This window comes from Dyella terrae (genome assembly GCF_022394535.1).
In the GTDB taxonomy this organism is placed as follows: domain Bacteria; phylum Pseudomonadota; class Gammaproteobacteria; order Xanthomonadales; family Rhodanobacteraceae; genus Dyella.
The window spans coordinates 1,387,686-1,404,319 of sequence record NZ_CP089414.1; the positions used below are offsets into that span (position 1 = coordinate 1,387,686).

Annotated in this window: 14 protein-coding genes and 1 pseudogene; 6 read left to right on the forward strand and 9 right to left on the reverse strand. The window is 63.5% G+C overall.

Features of this window, described 5'->3' with window-relative positions; translation table 11 throughout:
* Positions 1-2: 2 nt before the first annotated feature.
* From DYST_RS05710 to DYST_RS05725, 4 genes and pseudogenes are all read right to left on the reverse strand, one after another.
* Positions 3-2,978 (reverse strand): annotated as a pseudogene (locus DYST_RS05710) (glycoside hydrolase domain-containing protein).
* A gap of 177 nt (positions 2,979-3,155) precedes the next feature.
* On the reverse strand, positions 3,156-4,142 hold the full coding sequence (locus DYST_RS05715; protein ID WP_239950665.1) for a multidrug resistance efflux transporter family protein: 987 nt from the start codon (positions 4,140-4,142) through the stop codon (positions 3,156-3,158).
* 95 nt (positions 4,143-4,237) lie between these two features.
* Positions 4,238-5,608, reverse strand: a complete 1,371-nt coding sequence (locus DYST_RS05720; RefSeq protein WP_239950667.1) for a HAMP domain-containing sensor histidine kinase — start codon at positions 5,606-5,608, stop codon at positions 4,238-4,240.
* Positions 5,605-6,291: a response regulator transcription factor gene (locus DYST_RS05725; RefSeq protein WP_239950668.1), complete on the reverse strand. Its 687-nt coding sequence runs from the start codon at positions 6,289-6,291 to the stop codon at positions 5,605-5,607. The genes DYST_RS05720 and DYST_RS05725 overlap by 4 nt, the downstream gene beginning before the upstream one ends.
* A gap of 164 nt (positions 6,292-6,455) precedes the next feature.
* Here DYST_RS05725 and DYST_RS05730 point away from each other — a divergent pair, with 164 nt between their 5' ends.
* Entirely contained in the window at positions 6,456-6,950 is a 495-nt protein-coding gene (locus tag DYST_RS05730; RefSeq protein ID WP_239950670.1) for a Spy/CpxP family protein refolding chaperone, read from the forward strand.
* A gap of 447 nt (positions 6,951-7,397) precedes the next feature.
* Here the strand turns inward: DYST_RS05730 and DYST_RS05735 are convergent, their stop codons facing one another.
* A complete protein-coding gene (locus tag DYST_RS05735) occupies positions 7,398-8,513 on the reverse strand; it encodes an aldo/keto reductase (RefSeq protein ID WP_239950672.1) in 1,116 nt (371 codons plus the stop codon).
* Between the two features lie 109 nt (positions 8,514-8,622).
* On the opposite strand from DYST_RS05735, the gene DYST_RS05740 reads away from it, so the two are divergent.
* Together DYST_RS05740 and DYST_RS05745 are read left to right on the forward strand one after the other, a co-directional pair.
* On the forward strand, positions 8,623-9,540 hold the full coding sequence (locus DYST_RS05740) for a LysR family transcriptional regulator (RefSeq protein WP_239950673.1): 918 nt from the start codon (positions 8,623-8,625) through the stop codon (positions 9,538-9,540).
* 25 nt (positions 9,541-9,565) lie between these two features.
* Entirely contained in the window at positions 9,566-9,919 is a 354-nt protein-coding gene (locus DYST_RS05745) for a PaaI family thioesterase (RefSeq protein WP_239950675.1), read from the forward strand.
* Positions 9,920-9,926: 7 nt separating this feature from the next.
* On the opposite strand, the gene DYST_RS05750 is transcribed toward DYST_RS05745, so the two are convergent.
* The 3 genes from DYST_RS05750 to DYST_RS05760 form a co-directional block, all read right to left on the reverse strand.
* On the reverse strand, positions 9,927-10,094 hold the full coding sequence (locus DYST_RS05750; protein ID WP_158241395.1) for a hypothetical protein: 168 nt from the start codon (positions 10,092-10,094) through the stop codon (positions 9,927-9,929).
* A 211-nt stretch (positions 10,095-10,305) separates the two neighbouring features.
* Positions 10,306-10,578, reverse strand: a complete 273-nt coding sequence (locus tag DYST_RS05755) for a hypothetical protein (protein WP_239950677.1) — start codon at positions 10,576-10,578, stop codon at positions 10,306-10,308.
* A 42-nt stretch (positions 10,579-10,620) separates the two neighbouring features.
* Positions 10,621-11,988, reverse strand: coding sequence for a formimidoylglutamate deiminase (locus DYST_RS05760; RefSeq protein WP_239950679.1), 1,368 nt, complete (start codon positions 11,986-11,988; stop codon positions 10,621-10,623).
* Between the two features lie 75 nt (positions 11,989-12,063).
* On the opposite strand from DYST_RS05760, the gene DYST_RS05765 reads away from it, so the two are divergent.
* The 3 genes from DYST_RS05765 to hutI are packed head-to-tail and all read left to right on the forward strand — an operon-like array spanning position 12,064 to position 16,372.
* A complete protein-coding gene (locus DYST_RS05765) occupies positions 12,064-13,638 on the forward strand; it encodes a carbon-nitrogen hydrolase family protein (RefSeq protein ID WP_102304509.1) in 1,575 nt (524 codons plus the stop codon).
* Entirely contained in the window at positions 13,635-15,140 is a 1,506-nt protein-coding gene (locus DYST_RS05770; protein ID WP_428993961.1) for a chloride channel protein, read from the forward strand. Before DYST_RS05765 ends, DYST_RS05770 begins: the two co-directional genes overlap by 4 nt.
* Entirely contained in the window at positions 15,137-16,372 is a 1,236-nt protein-coding gene (gene hutI / locus DYST_RS05775) for an imidazolonepropionase (RefSeq protein ID WP_239950681.1), read from the forward strand. The genes DYST_RS05770 and hutI overlap by 4 nt, the downstream gene beginning before the upstream one ends.
* Positions 16,373-16,438: 66 nt before the next feature.
* Here the strand turns inward: hutI and DYST_RS05780 are convergent, their stop codons facing one another.
* Positions 16,439-16,600: a 30S ribosomal protein THX gene (locus DYST_RS05780; RefSeq protein ID WP_019465635.1), complete on the reverse strand. Its 162-nt coding sequence runs from the start codon at positions 16,598-16,600 to the stop codon at positions 16,439-16,441.
* Between the last annotated feature and the right edge of the window lie 34 nt (positions 16,601-16,634).

The following is a 16,634-nucleotide window of genomic DNA, read 5'->3' on the forward strand; positions in this document are numbered from 1 at the left end:
CATCACTCCACCACGATCAACCAGCCCTTGCCGGGCTCCACGGGAATCGCCTCCCCTACCTTGAACGTCGCCTGTGGCTGGAAGCCGGTGACTTGAGGCGCCGTCAACGTCACGCGTGTCGGCGACAGGCCCAGGGCTTTCCAGTCCACCATCAACTTGATGTCCACCTTCTGTGGTGCCCACGATGCGACAGCGATAAGCGTCTTTTTTCCCTTGCGCACATAACTGGTGGCCAGCACGTCATCACGGTTTGTTTTGACCGGCGTGTCGTGCACCCACCAGCCGACCATGTCCGCCTGCTCGATGCCGAACGCGTCCCACACTTTCCACAGGCCGCGCGGGTCGCTTCCCTCCGACCAGCCCAGCCGGCTCGTCATGCCGAACAACATGCCGCGCCACGGGTTGCCGTCGTTCTGCAGCATCTCGCCCATCAACCCATAGGGAATGCCGGAGATCTCGGTGAGCCAGTACGTAGGCGACGTTTTCTCGTAGTCGAATTCCTCGCCGAACCACAGCCGATCAATGTACGGGAACAGTTCCATGTACAGCAGCGCACTGTTGATGTAGCCGTCGCGCGGGTTGTACTGGCTGGCCGAATGCAGGTCGATCAGCGGATCGGGCCGGCGCGCCTGCAGCACCTTGCGCACGCGCTTCATGGTGGTGCGGTCATACGCGACATCATCCAGGTATAGGCCATCGATGCCCATGTTGCGCGCGAGCCAGTCCAGCCCCTCGATGTAGTAGTTATGCCAACGGCTCTGACCGGCGTTGATGATCGCGGCATCGCGGTTCTCCGGCACATGCCACGCGGCGATGTAATCGCCAACGAGGTGCTCCTGCAACCACGAGAAGCCGCCGCCCTTACCCGCGCTGATCACCTCATGGCCCAGGCTTTCGAGCATGGGCAACTCAGGCGCGCGGTCGGAAAGTTCGCGCACGGTGTCGTAGATCTTCACGCGCATGCCGCGTTGGTGCGCGGCATCGATGTAAGCGCGCATCGCGCCAGGTTCCAGGAACGGATAGTTGATCCACGGGTTGATCGGCGTGGCATGGTGGATGTTCACCACGTTCGCGCCGTCGGCCTTGATCGCGTCGAGGTCACCGTACTTGTGGAAGAAGCGCTCCGCGAAGTGCTTAGACGGATCGATCGTCTTGAACGGCGTGACGCGCATGACGATGTCGTAGTGCAGCGTCTCGCCGGCTTTCATCTGGCGGGGGCCGCTGTAGGCTTCGGCCAGATAGTCCTTCGCCTCGCTGCGCAGCCGTATTCCACCCTGCCCATTGTTGTCCCACGATGTGGGCATACGCAGCGGCTGTTGCTGGTAGAAGTTCGTATTCAGCGGGCGCCTATAATTTTCGTCGCGCAAGTGGAATTCCAGGCCCGCATTCACCGAACCAATCCACGCACCATCCTGGTTGTTCTTGACCTGCCATTTCCAACTGAAATCGGCAGGCGCTGCGTCGCCTTGCCTTCCGAGCCCCAATTGGTATCGGGCCGCATCGTGCTGCATCGGAATCGACAGGCGGACGTCCTGAAGCGATACATCCTGCCGCGCCGTCAGCGCGATGCTATAGGTCATCGTGCCATCCGCTTCGAGGCTGGCTTTCACGTCGCCCTGCAGCGATCCGGCATTCGCATCCACCTGCCAATGCACCTTGCCAGGGCCATCGACCTGAACGTGTGGAGCCTGCATCGCGCTCAGCGCATGTCGTCCGGTAGCATCCTCCACCATCAGTTGAACTGGCGCGGTGAGTAGCGCCTTGCCCTGCCTGGTGAAGCCGGTCATGCGTTCATCGAATCGACTGGTGATCTGCGCCGGCAGGCCGCTGGCATCGAGCGCGATCTCTCGGCCCAGGATGCCCAACGTATTGCCCTTCACCGCAATCGGCGTGAAAGGCTTCACCACCGAATCGTCTTGCGCCAGCGTGGAGTTAAGCCAGCGCAGGCGGGTCAAGTTGAACGGATCGTTGTCGCCGTGGGCGACGACCTCGCCCTCGCCCACGGTGATCACAAGTGGAATCTATTGCGGCGCCACGCCATCCGCCGTTACCGAGACTTCCCCACGATACGTGCCTGGCTTCGCGGTCACAGGGATGTCCAGCCCCATCCACAGTGGCTGCACGCGCCCTTGCGCGACATCCACGCGCGCCGTGAACGGCTTGCCGTCGTAGCCGATGCCACCAAGGTTGAAGCAAGTAAGCGCATTGGAGGGGATAGTCGAGCCGTCGTCGCTGCGAAGGTCACCGAAGCTCACGCGCAGATTGCCCACTGCTGCGCCGGGCGCCCATGCACCGATCTGGAAGCTTAGGTACTCGCCACGCAGCGCTGTGTCCTTCAGCGTGCCACCCGGGCCGCGTTCAGCCCAGGACTCCGGCAACGTATCGAACATGCGGATCGGGTTTTCGCGGATCTCCGGGAACAACAGCAATGCCTCGGACGCGTGCTTCGCCAGCAAGGCATCCAATTCGGCGGGTGTCGCGGTGCGCTCCATTGAGGTGTACGCATCGAAGTCGTCCACGGCTTCGTAGCGCAGCACCTTCGCCTGCGGAAGCCGCGACCACCGCTTGGCATCGCCCAGCTTGGCAGCCCATGCGGCATCCGCCGTGTCCTTGGGCTCAGCGTAGGTCACGGTCGGATAATTGCTGCGCCCCTTGCCCACGTAAGGTTGGTAGTAAACCGCGTAGGTACCGGCCTGCGCCGCCTGGAACACCAGTTCACCGCTGGCCTGGTCGATACGGCCACGTCGCACATTGGCAACCGTGGAACCGTCAGGCGCAGTCACGATGATGGCAACGTTCTCCGGATGCGCATCGCGACGGCGCCACGGAATCAGCACTTGCACGGCCGCAGCCGGGGCATCGACCTGAATCAGATAGCGGTGATTGCCCAAAGCGTCCGCGTTCCAGCGCAACGCTTGCTGCGTCACCGGTGTCTGCGCATGCGTTGCGCATGTGGCGCCCCATAGAGCACCGGCCATGATCCAAGCACTACGTCGATGCACACTGTTCTCCCCAGATAGCCAAAACCGGCAGCTCTTGCGAGCGCGGAAACAGGGTGTTTAACCCGAGGCGATACAAACGGGCAAGTTCCGAAAGGCCCATCGACGACGGGCGGCACCTTACTTTGTTGATGCATTACGCGAAGCCGCAGCTGCTTAGGCGCCGCGATCCGTCCTCAACGTGCGTACTTCTTCCTCATGCCCCGCGGCGGAGCGCCCGCTAACCCAACCGAACAGCGCGATGCCCACGATGATCATCACCGCACCGAATGCGGAGAATCCATGCGGCCAGGTTTCGCCAAGGAAGACCGCGCCGATCACCGTGGCGAACAGCAGCTCGGCCGCCTGCATCGCCTCCACTGCCGCCAACGCCGTCGGCTCCGTACGCACCATGTCGGTGGCGCGGAAGAACAGCACGGTGGCAATGACGCCCGACGATAGGGCTACGCCACCGGCAAGCAGAATCTCGCGCCATCCCGGCGGCCCCACCGTTATCCACGTCACCACCGCAAGCACCAGCCAGAGCGGCCAACTGCATAACGTCATGCCGAACACGCGCTGGGTAGCACCGATGCGCGTGCCGCTCTGCTCCAGATGCAGCAGCACCATGCGATTGCCCAGCGGATAGGCGAAAGCGGAAAACACCACCGCGCCTATCGCCAGCCAATCAGCGGCACTTAGCTGGCCCTGCGCATGGCCCCACTGCAAAGCGAACACGCCGGCCACGATCAGCACGCCGATCGCCACACTGCGCCACGCCAGATGGCGTCGCGCGTCGCGGTAGATGAAGGGCGCGAGCAATGGCCCGGCAAGTACGGTGGTCTGAAAGCTACCCGCCACCAGCCATGAAGGTCCGCTGTTGGCGGCCCAGGTGAGTGGTAAGCCAAATAGCACGAAACCCACGGCGCTCCACAGCAACCAAGTGCGCGGGTAGCGCCGGAGTTCCGCGGGAAGCTCACCAAGGCCACCCTGCCACGGCAACGCGACGGCGAGCAGCGGCAAGGTGATGAGATAGCGCAGAATCACCGCCCACGCCCAATGCCCGCCACCCGCGACGAGGCTGCGGTTGAGCACGTAGGTCATGGTGAAGAACAAGGCTGCGCACAGCGCCAGTCCCACCGCGGCGACAGCGTTGGAGCGCATGCGTTGATCCGTGGTTCAAGAGCGTTGAGTGTCGCAGACGTTAGGGCGTTTTCGAAGACCGGCGATCCGCGCGGCCATGAATTGGCCGCGCTGGCTTAGCCCGCCCCGTCCGGCGCCAAGGGAAGCTGGATGCGCACCACGAGCCCGCCGCTCTCGCCGTTCTCCGCGTGGATATCGCCGCCATGCGCCTTTACCACGCGCTGCACGATGGCTAGCCCCAGGCCATGACCATCCGCGCGCGAAGCATTGCTGCCGCGAAACAGCGGACGGAACAGCGAACTCATCTCCGCTTCGGGCACGCCAGGACCGTTATCGCGAATGAAAATATCGACCTTGCCCGCCGCTGCCTGCACCGCGAGCTCGACACGCCCCTCCTCGGGACTGAACTTGATCGCGTTGCCGATGAGGTTGTCGAACGCCCGTTCCAGCAGCAGTTCATTGCCGGAAATCACCGCAGGCCCGCTATCGGTGAGTTGGAGCGTGATGCCTCGTGCCTGTGCTTCCAGCTCTGCGCGCTGCATGCATTCGCGCAACAGCGAGGCCACGTCCACTGGCTCGCGGTTCACCCCGGGAATGCCACCTTCCAGGCGCGACAACGCGAGCATTTCGCCGGTCATGCTGTCGAGCCGGCTGATCTCCTGCTCGGCCTGCAGGAAATAGCGTGCCGCCTCTTCGGGCGTTGCACTGCGCTGGGCAAGATCCAGGATCAGATGCAGGCGCGCGAGCGGTGAACGCAACTCGTGGGAGAGATCCTGCAGCACACTACGGTCATGGGCGACCAGCGCCTCGATGCGTACAGCCATGGCGTCGAAATCGTTGGCGAGTTGGTTGAGCTCCTCCGGCGCACGGCGCCCCGGCGCTTCGACGCGCGCCGACAACTCGCCCGCAGCCATTCGCCGCGTGGCGCGACTGATCGCTTCCACCGGCTTGGCCACGCTGCGCGCAACCCACCAACCGACGAGGCCAATGAACAGCAGTGAGAATCCACCCTGGATAGCAAGGAAGATGGTTTGCCGCGTGCCCTGGCGCAGACGCGAGTGCGTGCGGCTCAACGCCACCAGTTGCCTGACCTGTCCGTCGCTGCCCTGCACCTGCTGCACGGCCAAGTAAAGGTTGGGCCACGGCTGCAGCACCACATCACGCTTCTCTTCCAGCCAAGTCTGCAACGATTCCTGCACCGCTGGCGAAAGGCGTATGGGCGCCAGTGCCTGTCCATTCTCGTAAAGCGTGGCGTCGATGATGCCTTCGCGTCGCTGTTGTCGCGACCAATCGGTCAACGCCGCCGAGCCACCACTTTCATAGGCTTGGTCGGCGCCTTGGGCGAGGGCTACCCAGTTGATCTCCACCGCCGTGCTGAATTCGATGAAGCTCTGCGTGAAGAAGATGCCCAACCCCAGCGCCAACAAGTTGGCGGCGCAAAAGCTGATCAACACGCGCCAGTACAGAGTGCTCTTGAATGGACTCACGCCGCCCCCGCCACCAGGCTGTAGCCGGCACCACGCACCGATTCGATCCGCGGCGCCTGCGCCGAGGCCTCCGACAACTTGTGACGCAGGCGGCTCACGTGCACGTCGATACTGCGATCGAAGCGCTCGAGTTCGCGACCCAACGCCATGCGCGTAAGTGTGGCCTTGTCCACCAATTCACCGGAACGTTGCACGAGCGCCAGCAGCAACTGGAATTCTGCACCGGTAAGCGAGAGCTCCTGATCGCCCACATACGCCCGACGCTCGGCCGGCTCCAGCCGCAACACACCCACTTGCATGCTGCTCGCATTGACCGGCGCATTACGGCGCAGTTGGGCGCGCACGCGGGCCAGTAGCTCACGCGGCAGGCAGGGCTTGGTGAGGTAGTCGTCCGCGCCCAGCTCCAAGCCAATCACGCGGTCAACCGGCTCGCCCTTGGCGGACAGCATGATCACCGGCAGCCTGTGCTTCAGGCGCACTTCGCGCAAGGTATCCAGGCCGTCACGGCCGGGCATCATCACGTCGAGGATCAACAGGTCCGGGCGAGTGGACGGGTTATGAAGCTGTGCCAGGCCGGCCGCGCTGTCATGCGCAACGTCCACGACAAAACCTTCCCGCTGCAGGTATTCCGCCAGTAGCCCGGCCAAGGCGCGATCGTCGTCGACTATGAGAATTCTGGACATGTCTTCTGGGTGGACCCTACGTATCTGCCCGCCATTTCAGCCGTGCGAAGGAACTTGCTCCACCGGCTTTACTGTTCTTTACCTTCCCGCAAAGAACATACACATAACACTGTCGTCAAATAGGCACCAAGCAAGACCAACCCCCAACGACACAGGTAAACCCCATGCGTAAGAACATCTCTCTCGCTCTGGTGCTCGCTTCGGCTGTTGCCCTCGCTCCGTTCGCCATCGCGTCCGCACAGGACGGTGGCTCGCATGGCGGCTTCCACGGACATGGCCATGGCGGGTTCGAGCAGTACGGCAAGCTCAACCTGACCGACGCCCAGAAGGCCAGCATCAAGCAGATCATGCAGACCGCTTTCTCGCAGGGTAAGGCTCAGCGTGAGACGCTGCACCAGCAGCGTGAAGCCTTCGAGCAGATGGCCCCGAATGCTTCCGGTTACCAGGCCGCGGCTACCGCCCTTGCCCAGGCCGAAGGCGCCGCCACCACGGCTCGCGTGCAGCAGCGCGCTGCCATTCGCGCCCAGGTCTACGGCATCCTGACCTCTGCCCAGCAGGCTCAGCTGGCTACCCTCAAGGCTCAGCAGCAGGCTCGCCGCGAACAGTGGCAGCAGTTCAAGGCCCAGCACCCGGTGTCGGGCTCGTCCTCGGCCCAGTAACAGTTCGGACGACGTCATAAGAACCACGGTATCGCTTCGGTACCCGCAACAACATCGGCGCCAGCCTGCATGCTGGCGCCGTTCTTTTTCCGGATGACGGTTAGGGCCTGTTAACGCTATTCGCGTGGTCCGCGCTGGGATCTTTTTGCCCGCCAGACAAGGAAGAACGAAGGAGTGTACGTCCGTACACGACTGAGTGATGACGCCGTATGGCGGGCAAAAAGACCCAGCCCGAAGGGTTGCTTGTCCGTAGCCGCCCGGCGGCAGCGCACGGCTTGACCTGGCAGCCAGCCAGGCCGGCGCCACGCACTACCACCGACCAGCTACGGACAAGCAACGCGGGCTACGCGAATAGCGTTAACAGGCCCTAGAAGCACACCCTGTGCGCAGGCGAGCCCCCGCCCTTGCCGGAAGCGCACAGGGTGCGCTTCCCAAGTCAGCGAACGATCAATCGCTCTTGAAGCCTGCCTGCTGTTGCGCTGGCACGTAGACCGGCGGCGCATAACTTTCTGGCTTGCTGCCCACCGCCACACCACCGTGGATGCGTGACTGCTGCACGTCGCCAAAGAACCAGTATGGGAAGGCCGGCTCGAGCGCACTGGCTTCGTTAAGTCGCGCACGCAGATCAGCCGGAATCTCGAACGACAGCGCGGATAGGTTGTCGTCCAACTGCGCCAGCTTCGTCGCACCGATGATCACCGAGGCGATGCCCGGCTGCGTGGCCACCCAGTTCAGCGCCACTTGCGCCATCGGCCTGCCCATCGTGCCGGCGACCTCTTCCAGCGCCGCAACGATGGCCCAGTTGCGCTCGGTGAAGCGGTCGAAGCCTGGGGTACCTGAGATTTTCGACAGACGGCCGTCACCCGCGCCACCCGCTTCGCTCGGCTTGTACTTGCCTGACAGCAGGCCCATGCCCATCGGGCTCCATGCCGTGATGCCCATGCCCAGCTCGCCTGCCATGGGCACGAACTCATGCTCGATATGCCGCTCGATCAGCGAGTACTCCAGTTGCAGGTTCACCAGTGGCGTCAGCGCATGGGCCTCCGCGTAGGTCTGCGCCCGCGAGGCATACCAGGCCGGCACATCGGAAAGGCCTGCGTAGCGGATCTTGCCAGCGCGTACCAAGTCGTCGAGCGTGCGTACTACCTCTTCCGCCGGCGTCAGGCGGTCCCAGGTATGCAGGATGTACAGGTCGATATAGTCGGTACGAAGGCGACGCAGAGACCCCTCTACCGCGCGCAGGATGTTCTTCCGACCATTGCCGCCCGCATTCGGATTGCCGGGCTGCGCGTTGTACGAGAACTTGGTGGACAGCACCACGCGGTCGCGGGTGCCGCTATCGGCGACAAACTTGCCCAGCAATTCCTCGCTGGCGCCCTCGGTGTACAGGTCGGCGGTGTCGAAAAAGTTGCCACCCGCGGCCAGGTAGCGGTCGAACATGGCGCGGGCGGTATCTTCCGCGGCGCCCCACCCCCAGTTGTCTCCGAAGGTCATGGTGCCCAGGGCAAGGCGGCTGACACGCAGGCCGGAACGACCGAGGGTGTAGTAGGCATCAAGCGACATGGCGAACTCCTGTACATGAGAGGTGTGGACCGGATGGACGAAGTCTGCGCCTTGCCATTACCCAGAAAAATCGGGATCGTGTGCATGCTTTATTAAGCAGGACTAAACAATGTCCCTCGACCACGCCTCCGCGCTGCGCGCCTTTCGCCTGATCGCCCGCCATGGGAGCTTCACCCGCGCCGCCGCCGAGCTGGAGGTCACCGCCTCGGCTTTGAGCCAGACGCTGCGCCAGTTGGAGGACCACGTCGGCGTGCGCCTGCTGCACAGGACCACGCGCCGCGTCGGGCTCACCGAGGCCGGCCATGCCTTCCTGGAACGCATTTCGCCGGCCCTCAACGAAATCGACGAAGCCATCGATGCCCTGCGCCAGCATGGCGACCGGCCCGCTGGCACGCTGCGCATCGCTGTGCCACAGATGGTGCTCGACCACCTTATCGCCCCTTGTGTCGTCCCTTTTATGCGGGCCTGGCCGGAGGTAAAGCTGGACATCCAGGTCGAGAACCGCCTGACCGACCTGATCGCCGAAGGTTTCGACGCCGGTATCCGCCTGGGCGAGCGGCTGGCGCGGGACATGGTGGCGATCCCGCTGGGCGGGCCGCAGCGTGCGGTGGTGGTTGGGTCGCCGGACTACTTCGCCGCTCACGGTCGCCCCATGCATCCACGCGATCTGGCCGCGCACGACTGCGTGCGTTTCCGCTTCAGCAGCAACGCGATCTATCGCTGGGAGTTTGCGCACCCATCGGGTGCATCCAAAGGGCAATGGTTCGAGTTGGACGTCGACGGCCCCATCACCACCAATGACCCGAGCATGGCGATACGCGCGGCCGTCGACGGCCTGGCCTTGACGCATATGGTGGAGCCCTCGGTCCGCGCCGCGCTGGCCATGGGACAACTGGAATCTGTGCTGGACGAGTGGCTACCGCCCTTTGACGGGTTCTATCTCTATTATCCGAGTCGCTTGCAGGTACCGCCGAAACTGCGCGCCTTTATCGAGCATCTTCGGCAGCACATTGCTGCCAGTCGATAACTCGACGAAACCCAAGGAGCACACGATGGACGATCTTCAGGTTTTCGCCCATCAAGTATTCGAAGCCCAACCGTTCACCCGCTATATCGGCGCAGAACTGGCGAGCTGTGGTCCGGGCCATGCGGAGATAACCCTGCGCATCGTCGATCACCTGAAACAGCAGCACGGGTTCGTGCACGGCGGCGATGCACTCACGTCGGAATACAAGATCAACTATCTGCGGCCTGCGAAGGGTACACACCTGATTGCGCGGGCCCACGCCAAGGGCAAGGGCAAACGTCAGGCCGTCTGCCTGTGCGACGTTGTCGCGGTTGGTGACGACGGCACGGAAACCTTGTGTGCCATCGCGCAGGGCACGGTCGTCGCCGCGACGTCATGACGCCCCATCACGAGCGCCAGTGACCGGAAACGTAAATACCGCTCGGTGCGTAGTAGGCAGGCACCCAGACGCGCGCGCCGTAAGGGCGTGGTGCGACCACGATGCAACCGGTGAGTGACAGGGTCACGCCAGACATAACGGCAAGGCCGAGTCCGATCAGCATGAGTCGACGCATGGCGTTCTCCTTCGGGTGGGTTTGATCCGAAAAACGCCGGTCTCAAAACGGCGATGACGGAAACACCTGAAAGCTGATGGCTGCGATTCATGCAAATCGCAGCATCCATTCATGCTGACATGAAGCTTGCACGATCGTCAGCGCGATCCCTCTGCAAGACGTCTTTAACCTGTAGCCGCGCTGACATTCAGCGCGCGCGAACAGGCGTGCGCTACACCTCGATATGGTGCGTCCAGCGCGGCACACCGTGCTTCTGCAGATAGGCGACCAGCGCCTCTTCACCGTAGTAGGTGGGCTTGTCACCCTCCTTATAGCCGAGGACATTCAGCTCCGCAGTCACGCCAATCTGTTGCTTCGCCGCTCCCACCAGTTGTTCCAACAATGCAGCCTTCTGGCCATCGGTGGCCATGGCGTCAAACACAAGGACGGTGACCCAACGGCCGCCGATCAAAGGTGCTTCCAACAAAGCCAGTTCAATTCGCATAGGGCATATCCTCTCGCCGAACTACTTCCAAATAGGTCCACATCAGCGTGGCGACAACTTCTCCAGCACCGTGCGATAGCGTGCCGCGATGCGGTCTTCGTCACGATGCGTGAAGCCACGCACCACCCATTCGCCGCCCACCATGACGTCACGCACCAACGGCGTGTTGCCGGCGAAAAGAAAGCTGTCGATCACTGAACGTTCGTCGCGCGCGGCGAGTAGCGGCGCACGATCATCGAGCACGAGCAGGTCCGCGCGTGCAGATGCGCGCAGCTCGCCAATGGATAGGCCCGACGCCGTCGCACCACCACGCAACGCGGCGCGCCACAGTGTCTCGCCCACGCTGTCACCCTGATGGCGAGCGGCAATGTTGCGGTGCCGTGTGGACAGGCGCTGTCCGTATTCCAGCCAGCGTAGTTCTTCGACCGGCGACACGGAGATGTGCGAATCGGAGCCGATGCCCAGCGTGCCTTTCGCATCGATGAAGTCGGCCAACGGAAACAGTCCATCGCCAAGATTCGCCTCGGTGGTGGGACACAGGCCCGCCACCGCGCCGCTACGCGCGATCTGCACCATCTCCTTGTCGCTCAGATGCGTGGCATGCACCAGCGTCCAACGCGCATCGACCTCCGCATGATCGAACAGCCATTCGACCGGTCGCGCACCGCGTGTGGCGAGGCAATCCTGCACCTCACCAATCTGCTCGGCGATGTGGATGTGAATGGGGCAAACCGTGGCGGCATCGCTGGCAAGCACCTGGCGCAAGGCCTCTTCCGGCACGGCGCGCAGGGAATGCAGTGCGATGCCCACGCGCAGCCGATCGCTTTCGTGCGCGCGCAGGGCTTCCAGCAATCGCAAGTAGGACGGTACATCGTGGCCGAAGCGGCGCTGGCGCGGCGCCAGCGGGCGGCCATCGAAGCCACCACTCATATACAGCACCGGCAGCAAGGTAAGCGCGATGCCCGCCTCGCGCGCGGCCTCGATCAACGCCAGTGACATGGCCTCTGGCTGCGCATACGGCGTGCCATCGGGCTGGTGGTGCAGGTAGTGGAACTCGCAAACCTGCGTGTAGCCGGCCTTGAGCATCTCCACGTAAAGCTGAGCGGCGATGGCCTGCAGTTCATCCGGCCCGACAGTAGCGGCGAAGGCATACATCGTTTCGCGCCAGGTCCAGAAGCTGTCATCGCTCTTGCCCTTGCGTTCGGCCAGGCCCGCCATTGCACGCTGGAACGCATGCGAATGCAGGTTCGGCATACCAGGCAGTACCCAGCGCCCCAGCCGCTCGCCCTCGCCTGCCCCAACGCCGGCAAGCATGCCGCCGTCATCCACTTCCAGCAGCACGTCCGGCGTCCAGCCTTGCGGCGTCCAGACACGATCGGCGGTGTAACGGGTCGCAATAGTGCCTGCCATGACCGGACTCCTGGGAAACAGACATCGAGTGTAACCGACGCCGTCACGTTCACATCGGTGCGGCATAATGTGGCGATGGCCAAGAAAAACCAGGAACACACTCCGAAGCTGCTGGTGCGGCAGGCGAAACCCGCCGATGTGCCCGCACTGGTTGACCTGACCGCCCGCGTCTATACCCCTGAATGGGGGCATGCGGCGGAAATGTTGCGCTCACAGCAGACGCACTTTCCCGAGGGTCAGTTCGTCGTCGAGTACGAAGGGAAAGTCGTCGGTTATTGCGCGACCTTCCGTATCGACGAGGCCACGGCGCTGGCGCCGCACACCTGGATGCAGATTACTGGCGGCGGCATGGCATCGCGTCACCGCCGTGACGGCAATTGGCTGTACGGCATGGAAGTGGTGGTGCACCCGGATTACCGCAACATGCGCATCGGCCAGCGCTTGTACCAGGCCCGCAAGCGCCTGTGTACGGACCTGAAACTGCGCGGCATCGTGTTCGGCGGGCGTATTCCCGGCCTTGCCCGCAACCTGCACCGCTACGGCAGCGCAGAGGCTTACGTGCAGGCAGTCACCGAAGGCAAGCGCCGCGATCTCACACTGAGTTTCCAGCTCAGCAACGAGTTCGAGGTGATTGGCTTGTTGCGCGGCTATGTGCCTTCCGACTATGAGTCGTTGGGTTACGCAGCGCACCTGGTGTGGCGCAACCCACAACTGCTGGACCAACCGGACATTCCGTCCATTCCGTCCACGCAACGCCTGCCTGACATGGTGCGTGTGGCGTCAGTGCAATACCAGCAACGCCGCATCCGTTCGTTCGAGGAGTTCGCCACGCAGGTGGAATATTTCACTGACATCGCGGCGGACTACAACGCGGATTTCGTCACCTTCCCCGAGCTGATTACGTTGCAGTTGCTGTCGATCGAGAACGAGGAACTCTCGCCGGTCGAGTCGATCCGCATGCTCAGCCAGTACACGCCGCAGGTGAAAGAGCTCTTCAGCCGCCTGGCTGTGCACTACAACATCAACATCATTGCCGGCTCTCACCCGACCGAACAAGCCAACGGCGACATCCATAACGTCTGTTACGTGTGCCTGCGCGACGGTTCGATCCATGAGCAGGAAAAGATCCACCCCACGCCGAGCGAACGCACGGTATGGAACATCACTGGCGGCGACACCGCGGCCACCATCCAGACGGACTGCGGCCCCATCGGCGTGATGATCTGCTACGACTCGGAGTTTCCCGAGGTCGCGCGCCATCTCACCGACCAGGGTGCGCTGATCCTGTTCGTTCCGTTCTGCACGGACGTGCGCGAAGGCTACCTGCGCGTGCGTTACTGCTCGCAGGCCCGCGCCATCGAGAATCAATGCTACGTCGTGCTCTCGGGCAACGTGGGCAATCTGCCGGGCGTGAACAACTTCGACATCCAGTACGGCCAGAGCTGCATCCTTACGCCGAGCGACTTCCCGTTCGCGCGCGACGGCATCGCAGCCGATTCCACACCGAACATTGAAACCGTACTGTTCGCCGATCTGCATCTGGAAAGCTTGGCCCGTGCTCGTAATGCCGGCGCCGTCCAAAACCTCAAAGACCGCCGCTTCGACCTTTACGAAACGCGCTGGACCCGCAAATCCGAGACGAAATCGTGAGCCACCCGGACGACGAACAGGAGCGCCCGGCATCGACCGCCAAGGGGCGCCTCCAGCAACTGGCCAATTCGGATCTGTTCTCGCCGGTGCAATGGCGCCGACGCATCCTGTTCTGGGGCGGTGCCGTGCTGGTGGGTCTGGCGGCGATCGGCTTTGCCCGAGCGGCGGATTGGGCCTTCAACATTTTCCACGGCGTGGTCACGCATAACCGGTACTGGGCGTTCCTGATCACGCCGGCCATGTTTGCGCTGCTGGCGTGGCTTACCGAGGGTGCGCTCAAGCCCACGCGGGGCTCCGGTATTCCACAGGCCATCGCCGCGCTGAAGATCGAAGACGAAGGCTTTCGGCGAAGTCTGCTTTCGCTGCGCGTGGCCATCGGCAAGATGGCGTTGACGCTTGCCGCCTTGCTCGGCGGCGCATCGGTAGGACGCGAAGGCCCGACGGTGCACGTCGGCGCCGGTCTGCTCTACTCGTTAGGGCGACGCTTCGGCTTTGCGGAGCCCGCTGCAGCGGGGCGCTTCATCCTTGCCGGTGCGGCTGCCGGCCTTGCTGCCGCCTTCAACACGCCGCTGGCAGGCATCGTTTTCGCCATCGAGGAAATGAGCGGCTCGTTCGAACACCGCATGAGCGGCATCCTGCTCACCGCCGTGTTCGTGGCCGGCCTGGTGTCGCTAGGCGTGCTCGGCAATTACGCCTACTTCGGGCATTTCGATATTGGCCTGCCGTTGGGCAAGGCTTGGTGGGCGGTGCTGGCCACGGGCATCGTGTGCGGTCTTGCCGGCGGTTTCTTTGCCCGCCTTATCGTGCCCCACGATACCGGCTTCCGTGGTTTCGTCGGCCGCCTGCGCGCACGCCAGCCCGTGGTGTTCGCCGCTGCCTGCGGCCTTGCGCTGGTGCTGCTGAGCCAGCTGACGCACACCGGCCTCTATGGCACCGGTTACGCCCAGGCCAGGGACATTCTGGAAGGCCATACGGATACGGTGCAGAGCTTCGGCGTGCTGAAGTTCATGGGCAATATCGCATCGTACTGGGCGGGTATCCCGGGCGGCATCTTCTCGCCTGCACTCGCCGTGGGCGCGGGGCTCGGCAACAACCTGTGCGCCATCCTGCCGGGTGTAGACCCTTCGGCGGTGGTGCTACTGGCCATGGCGGCCTATCTTTCCGGCGTCACGCAGGCGCCGCTCACGGCCACGGTGATTTCCATGGAACTCACCGCGAACCAACAGATGGTGCTGCCGATCATGGCGACCTGCTTGCTGGCGCGTGCAGCTTCATCGCTGCTGTCGCGCAAGCCGGTGTATCGCGCGCTCGCTGACAAGCTGATCGAAGGCTATGAGCGGGAACTGGCGCGCCGCAACGCGGAGACATCGATGGACGATAGCGACGATGCGCACAGCGCGTGGACCGAACTGTCGATGGTGGAAGATCCGGCCACGCCCATCCCGCTGTCCGACGAACCGCCGCACACGCCCACTCCACCCACCGACCATCGAAGCTCATGACGCCACGCTGGGATCACCTGCTGACCAATGCCACGCTTGCCACCTTCGCGGGTGACGCGCCTTATGGCCTGATCGAACGCGGCGCCATAGCGCTGCATGAAGGACACATCGCCTGGGTCGGCCCACAGAATGCGCTTCCCGCGGATGCCACGACGCAGGCCACGCACGTGGACGATCTCGGCGGTGCCGTGGTCACGCCCGGGCTGATCGACTGCCACACGCATCTCGTGTTTGGTGGAAACCGCGCGCATGAGTTCGACATGCGCCTCAACGGCGCCACCTATGAAGAGATCGCACGTGCTGGCGGCGGTATCGTCTCGACCGTCAAGGCCACGCGCGAAGCAAGTGAAGACGAACTTTTCGCCCAGGCGCTGCCGCGTGCGCATGCGCTAATGAGCGACGGCGTCACCGCGCTGGAGATCAAATCAGGTTACGGACTCAACCTGGACACCGAGCGCCGCATGCTTCGCGTGGCACGGCGCCTGGGCAAGGCGCTGGGCATCACGGTGCGCACAACCTTCCTTGGTCTGCATGCGCTGCCACCGGAATACCGTGACAATCGCGACGGCTACGTTGCGCTGATGTGCGACGAGGTGTTGCCGACGCTTGCCGGCGAAGGCCTGGTCGATGCGGTCGATGCCTTCTGCGAGACCATCGGCTTCACGCCGGAGGAAACACGCCGCGTATTCGACCGCGCGACGCAGCTTGGCCTACCCGTGAAGTTGCACGCCGAGCAGTTGTCGGACCTCGACGGCGCGGCCCTGGTCGCCCGTTATCAGGGATTGTCTGCCGACCACCTGGAATACCTCAGCGACAGCGGCATCCGCGCCATGGCGCAGGCGGGCACGGTGGCGGTGCTACTGCCCGGCGCGTTCTATGCGTTACGCGAGACCAAGCTGCCGCCCATCACCAGTCTCCGCCATCACGGCGTCGCTATGGCCGTTGCGACGGACTGCAATCCAGGTACATCCCCCCTGCTCTCGCTGCGACTGGCTGCAGGCATGGCGTGCACGCTGTTCCGTCTCACACCCGAAGAGGCGCTGCGCGGTGTGACGATCCATGCGGCCAAGGCGCTGGGTCTCAGTGACCGTGGCACGCTGGAAACGGGAAAACGGGCTGATCTCGCCATCTGGAACGTGAGGCAGCCGGCAGAGCTGTGCTACTGGATCGGCGGCAACCATGCCCTGCGCAAGCTGTTCGTCGGCGGCGCGGCCCTGCCTCCCAGCACCTGAACGCGCCCGCCACGCCCATAAAAAAAGCCCCCGCACTGGCGGGGGCTTTTTGCGAAGCGTGACGGCTTAGGCCGACTTCTTCTTCGGCGCTGCCTTCTTGGCGGCTGCCGACTTGGTCACAGTCGCCTTGCCACCGGCCACGGCCGGCTGCACCGAATGAGCGCGGCTGTTGCCGTAGCTGCCACGATAGGTCTTGCCACGACGGGTCCTGCGATCGCCCTTGCCCATGGGGAACTCCTTGATTCGTTGGGTTGAATACGGC

What these genes read in the sequence shown, in the direction of transcription:
- DYST_RS05715 (WP_239950665.1), bottom strand. Translation starts at nt 4,142, where the DNA reads ATGCGCTCCAACGCTGTCGCCGCGGTGGGACTGGCGCTGTGCGCAGCC.
- DYST_RS05725 (WP_239950668.1), bottom strand. Translation starts at nt 6,291, where the DNA reads ATGTCCAGAATTCTCATAGTCGACGACGATCGCGCCTTGGCCGGGCTA.
- DYST_RS05730 (WP_239950670.1), top strand. Translation starts at nt 6,456, where the DNA reads ATGCGTAAGAACATCTCTCTCGCTCTGGTGCTCGCTTCGGCTGTTGCC.
- DYST_RS05735 (WP_239950672.1), bottom strand. Translation starts at nt 8,513, where the DNA reads ATGTCGCTTGATGCCTACTACACCCTCGGTCGTTCCGGCCTGCGTGTC.
- DYST_RS05740 (WP_239950673.1), top strand. Translation starts at nt 8,623, where the DNA reads ATGTCCCTCGACCACGCCTCCGCGCTGCGCGCCTTTCGCCTGATCGCC.
- DYST_RS05745 (WP_239950675.1), top strand. Translation starts at nt 9,566, where the DNA reads ATGGACGATCTTCAGGTTTTCGCCCATCAAGTATTCGAAGCCCAACCG.
- DYST_RS05750 (WP_158241395.1), bottom strand. Translation starts at nt 10,094, where the DNA reads ATGCGTCGACTCATGCTGATCGGACTCGGCCTTGCCGTTATGTCTGGC.
- DYST_RS05755 (WP_239950677.1), bottom strand. Translation starts at nt 10,578, where the DNA reads ATGCGAATTGAACTGGCTTTGTTGGAAGCACCTTTGATCGGCGGCCGT.
- DYST_RS05760 (WP_239950679.1), bottom strand. Translation starts at nt 11,988, where the DNA reads ATGGCAGGCACTATTGCGACCCGTTACACCGCCGATCGTGTCTGGACG.
- DYST_RS05765 (WP_102304509.1), top strand. Translation starts at nt 12,064, where the DNA reads ATGGCCAAGAAAAACCAGGAACACACTCCGAAGCTGCTGGTGCGGCAG.
- hutI (WP_239950681.1), top strand. Translation starts at nt 15,137, where the DNA reads ATGACGCCACGCTGGGATCACCTGCTGACCAATGCCACGCTTGCCACC.
- DYST_RS05780 (WP_019465635.1), bottom strand. Translation starts at nt 16,600, where the DNA reads ATGGGCAAGGGCGATCGCAGGACCCGTCGTGGCAAGACCTATCGTGGC.